Origin of the sequence: Mesorhizobium sp. M7A.F.Ca.ET.027.03.2.1 (assembly GCF_003999175.1) — a bacterium.
Classification (GTDB): Bacteria; Pseudomonadota; Alphaproteobacteria; order Rhizobiales; family Rhizobiaceae; genus Mesorhizobium.
In genome coordinates this window covers 1-4,463 of sequence record NZ_RZOM01000486.1, presented here as the reverse complement: position 1 = coordinate 4,463, position 4,463 = coordinate 1, and the positions used below count along the sequence as shown (strand labels likewise).

Annotated in this window: 4 protein-coding genes and 2 pseudogenes; 2 read left to right on the top strand and 4 right to left on the bottom strand. The window is 63.1% G+C overall.

Features of this window, described 5'->3' with window-relative positions:
- The 3 genes and pseudogenes from EN750_RS40855 to EN750_RS20365 form a co-directional block, all read right to left on the bottom strand.
- Window positions 1–166, bottom strand: a pseudogene (locus tag EN750_RS40855) (TIGR01620 family protein); the annotation flags it as partial.
- A complete protein-coding gene (locus tag EN750_RS20370) occupies window positions 163–1,641 on the bottom strand; it encodes a YcjX family protein (RefSeq protein ID WP_127397469.1) in 1,479 nt (492 codons plus the stop codon). The gene EN750_RS20370 and the pseudogene EN750_RS40855, both read right to left, overlap by 4 nt.
- Before the next feature lie 63 nt (window positions 1,642–1,704).
- The gene (locus EN750_RS20365; RefSeq protein WP_127397468.1) at window positions 1,705–2,208 is read right to left on the bottom strand and encodes a histidine phosphatase family protein; all 504 of its coding nucleotides are present in this window, start codon (window positions 2,206–2,208) and stop codon (window positions 1,705–1,707) included.
- Window positions 2,209–2,537: 329 nt separating this feature from the next.
- Between EN750_RS20365 and dksA the strand changes: the two genes are divergently transcribed.
- Window positions 2,538–2,954 (top strand): RNA polymerase-binding protein DksA, encoded by a 417-nt coding sequence (gene dksA, locus EN750_RS20360; protein WP_013531862.1) that lies wholly within the window; start codon window positions 2,538–2,540, stop codon window positions 2,952–2,954.
- Between the two features lie 204 nt (window positions 2,955–3,158).
- Here the strand turns inward: dksA and EN750_RS20355 are convergent, their stop codons facing one another.
- Window positions 3,159–3,902, bottom strand: coding sequence for a flagellar biosynthetic protein FliO (locus EN750_RS20355; RefSeq protein WP_127397467.1), 744 nt, complete (start codon window positions 3,900–3,902; stop codon window positions 3,159–3,161).
- 223 nt (window positions 3,903–4,125) lie between these two features.
- On the opposite strand from EN750_RS20355, the pseudogene EN750_RS20350 reads away from it, so the two are divergent.
- A pseudogene (locus EN750_RS20350) lies at window positions 4,126–4,463 on the top strand (hybrid sensor histidine kinase/response regulator); the annotation flags it as partial.

The following is a 4,463-nucleotide window of genomic DNA, read 5'->3' as shown; positions in this document are numbered from 1 at the left end:
CGTCGAAGACATCGACTTCCGCCGGGATGACCATCGCGACATCGGTCTTCATCGCGCGGGGTTTACGCTGGATGTCGGCCTGGGCACGGCGCGCCTGCGGCTCCTCTTGCCTTGGTTCGGCTTCCGGCTCGATGCGGAACGCTGCCGGCTTGCGGGGCGCGGTCATGCCAGATGATCTCCGATCAGGAACTGCAAGGCACGGTCGAGCCTGATATGCGGCAGCGACAGGGTGATACCTTCGGCCGTGCGTTCTAGCTTTGGGGGACGGAAACGGACGAAGCGGATTGCAGGGTCCGCGGCATCCTGCTTGTGATCGGCTCCCGAAAGATCAAAAACCGCATCAATTTTCTCCGGTAAATCACCAGGAAATATGGCTGTTTCAGTTTTTCCATCGAAGGTTTCGGCGTTGATCTTCTCGCCGGCGATCGGCGTGCCGATAATGACTGGCAACGTCTCTCGGCCTTGCTTGACGGTGCCTTCGCGCGTCGCGCGCACCGCCGCCATGGCGACCACATCGACGTCGGCGCCGGTGAAATTCGCCCGTGCCACGGCGCGGTCGGCAAGCCGCCGCACGATCGACTGCAGGCGGTCATGGCTTTCGTGATGCAGATGGTCGGCTTTGGTCGCGGCAACCAGGATGCGGTCGATCCGCCGCGAGAACAGGTCGGTGAGGAAACTGCCCCGGCCGGGTCGGAAACAGCTAAGGATCTCGGTTACCGCGCGTTCCAGGTCGGCCATGGCGCCGGGGCCGGCGTTCAGCGCCTGCATGGCGTCGATCAGCACGATCTGGCGATCGAGGCGGGTGATGTGTTCGCGGAAGAAGGGGTTGACGACATGGGTCTTGTAGGCCTCGTAGCGCCGGTCCATCATGGCGTGCAGCGACCCTGCGCGCGGACGCCTGTCGCCGATCCCGGCCAGGGGCGCGAAAGTCAGTGCCGGCGAGCCTTCGAGATCGCCCGGCATCAGGAAACGGCCGGGCGGCAAAGTCGAAAGCGCCCGCTCGTCGAGCTTGCAGGCCTTCAGATAGGCGGCGAAGCTTTCGGCCAGGCGGCGCGCCGTCATCTCGTCGGCATCGGCGTCCGGATCGATCCCAGCCGACAGCGCCCGCCAAGCCTGCGACAGGTCCTCGCGCACCGGCAGAACGGCCATTTCAAAGGCTTCGTGCGAAAAATCGGCGAAGGATTTGCCGAGCAGGGGCAGATCGAGCAGCCATTCGCCGGGATAATCGACGATATCGACCGACAGTCTGCCTGAAGAAAACATGCGGCTCCAGCCGGAAGCCGATTCATATTCGATGGTCAGCCGCAGTTCCGAAATGGCGCGCGTCGAATCGGGCCAGGCACGATCGTTGACCAGGGCGGCGATGTGGTCCTCGTACTGGAAACGCGGCACCGCGTCGTCGGGCTGCTGCTCGAGGAAGGCGCGGGCGATGCGCCCAGATTTCTGCGCCTCGAACAGCGGCAGGCGGCCGCCATGGATCAAATTGTGGACTAGGGCCGATATGAACACCGTTTTGCCGGCGCGGGACAATCCGGTCACGCCGAGGCGCAGCGATGGGGAAAAAAGCCCGGTGGCGCGGCCTGACAGCGTGTCGAGGGCAATCCTCGCCTCGTCGGTGAAGGTGGTCAGCGATGATGCCAAAATATGCTCTCTCGGACTTCGGTCCGTCCGATATAGGCTCTACAACCAGGCTTTGAAATGGCTTCAGAGATCGGCCGGCGTCAGGAACGCTTCGAGATAGCCGGCGCCTTGGGCGGCGCTGGCAAGATCGCCGTTGAAGCGGACGACCGCCAGGCCCGCGGTCGGAAACCCGTGGTTCAGCGTGGCCCGCGCGGTTTCGTCGCCGTCGCCCGAAACTGCCATGGTGAGGTCTTCCATCATCGGGTTGTGGCCAATGACCAGCAATGAGCCCGATCCGCCATTGTCGCGGATAAGGTGGAGGTAACCGGCCGCGTCCGCGCTGTAGAGCGCGTCGAAGAACAGGACCCGGCCGGTGTCGGTCTGGCCGGCCAGGCTTTCCAGCGTCTCCTTGGCGCGTTTGGCATTGGAGCAGAGCGTGCGGTCCGGAACATAGAGGCGGGAGCGCATGGCGGCGCCCATCATTTCGGCATCGGAACGGCCGGACGCGTCGAGCGGGCGATCGAAATCCCGCATACCGGGCAGTGCCCAGCCAGCCTTTGCATGTCGCAACAGATAAAGCCTGCTCACCCAACCTCCGAATGCCGAAGCCTCCCGGGATTAGCCACGAGAACGGCGTTGCGCACAATGCCCGTGCTCTTCAAACACAGCGAATCACCCAATGCTGCTTGCTGCAAAGGCGCTTGCGTTCGCCCCGGGATCACGGCCGATCTCGGAAAGCATGTGCCACCGGATCCAAAGTGTCTCGGCGGAGTTTGTACCAAAGCGACCGTACGCGGCTGCAAAGACCCGTGGCGGGGTACTTTAACAATTGCGTGAAACAGCGGCCGATTGCGCTTGTGCAGGCGTCGGACGACGAATATATAGGCGCCAAATTTGGGGCAGTTTGGGTGAGTCGAATGAACGACATCGTTACCGCCGATTACGTACCCTCCGAAGACGAGCCGTTCATGAACGAGCGGCAGAAATCCTACTTCCGCTCAAAGCTCGTCACCTGGAAGAATGACATATTGCGCGAAGCGCGCGAAACACTAGAAATCCTGCAGCAAGAAAACGCCAACCACCCCGATCTGGCCGATCGCGCCTCTTCGGAAACCGACCGTGCCATCGAACTCAGGGCCCGTGACCGTCAGCGCAAGCTCATTGCAAAGATCGACTCCGCCCTGCAGCGCATCGACGAAGGCACTTACGGCTATTGCGAAGAGACCGGCGAGCCGATCGCGCTGAAGCGGCTCGATGCGCGTCCGATCGCGACATTGTCGATCGAAGCGCAGGAGCGGCATGAGCGCCGCGAAAAAGTCTATCGCGACGACTGAAGGTCAAGGCCGGCGGCGCACGGCCGGCTATACCGAACGAACTCGATCCTGAAAATGGCCGGTTTTCCGGCCATTTCTATTGGTGCGGCATCCACCGCTCTGAGGCGCGCGAAGGCCGCAAACCCTTGATATTTTGCGCTTGGACGAGGTGGTTCGGTAGCGGACCGGCGGCGATGTTTCGCGGGATAGCGACCCGGCGGTCGCTCATCTCTTCTGACTGGAGAGTTCGCCGAGAAGCTTGGTCATCTCGTCGTCGAGCGACTGCGGCGCCGCCGGCTTGCCCACGGGGCCGCCCGAACGGGGCTGGTCTAGCGACACTTCGAGCTCCCTCATCAGCGTGTCGTCGATGCTGTCTTGCACCGGCTGCGGTGGTGGCGGGGCGTGCCGGGCGGTGTTGGCATTGGCGGAGCCGTAGGCCGGCAACGGCGTGACATTGGTCGGCTGATAGCTTTGCGTTGCCGGCTTCGGTGCAGGTGCCGGCGGCGCTGTTGGACGCGGGCGGGCGGGCGTCGTGTTCACCGGCTGTGGAGCGGGTGCCTGTCTGGCCGGCGGCGGAGCGGGTTGCGGCGGACGTGGCCTTGTTGCTGCCGGGGCCGCGGTGGCCGGGACCGGCTGCAAGCCACCGTCTCCAGTCAATGCCGGCCGGCGTAGCGCCGAAAGTCGGATATCGCGCTCGACGACGACGTCGGTCGGCCCGCCGATCAGAAGCAGGTGCTCGATGTCGTCGCGGCGTATCAGCACCAACCTGCGATGGCTGTCGACGGCGGTGGCATCCATGACGGCCAGTCGCGTCTTGCGGTTCCGGCCACCGGCGACGAAGGTTCCGAATGTCAGGTTGCGTACCAGCTTGATGATGACGAGAACGATGACCAGCAGGACAAGCGCTGCAAACGTCCACAACAATGCTGCGGCATAACCGGGACCTGCCACGCTATCGAGCCATTGCATTGGGTTCCCCTGATCGCCCTTGGAAGTGACGAGACACTAGACCGTTGCACCGGGCCACCGCAAGTTGCGTTTCACGCCGGTGAACAGCTAGAAAAACTCCGAAGCCCGGAAGACATCATTTTTATCCGACATTTGCCGCCCAGGCCTTTTCCGGACTAGGAGAATGTGATTCAACCCGCTAGGGGCGGGTGTCGGAACACCGGAATTCACGAGCAGGGGGCACATGGCCAAGGAAGCGCGCGGCGATTTCTATCCGGTACCGATCGTCGACCAGAATACGCGACCCGGCGCGGTCACCCGGCTTATCATTTTCATTGTCGTTCTGATGGGGGCGGCGATCGTCTTCGGGCTTTTCCGCGAGCGCCTCGGCGATCCTTTCCTGCTCGGCATGCTCGGCGTGCTGGCGATGATCGGCGTCGGCTTCCTGTTCGCGACGGCGATCGGCTTCGTGCAGGTCACGCCACGCTCGACAGGCGACGAACTGTCGAAATCCTTCGTCGATTCGATGTCGCAGGGGCTTCTCGTCACCGACACCAAGGGCCGCGTCGTCTACGCCAATCG

Coding starts and splice junctions, on each gene's coding strand:
- dksA (WP_013531862.1), top strand. CDS start 2,538: ATGAACGACATCGTTACCGCCGATTACGTACCCTCCGAAGACGAGCCG.
- EN750_RS20355 (WP_127397467.1), bottom strand. CDS start 3,902: ATGCAATGGCTCGATAGCGTGGCAGGTCCCGGTTATGCCGCAGCATTG.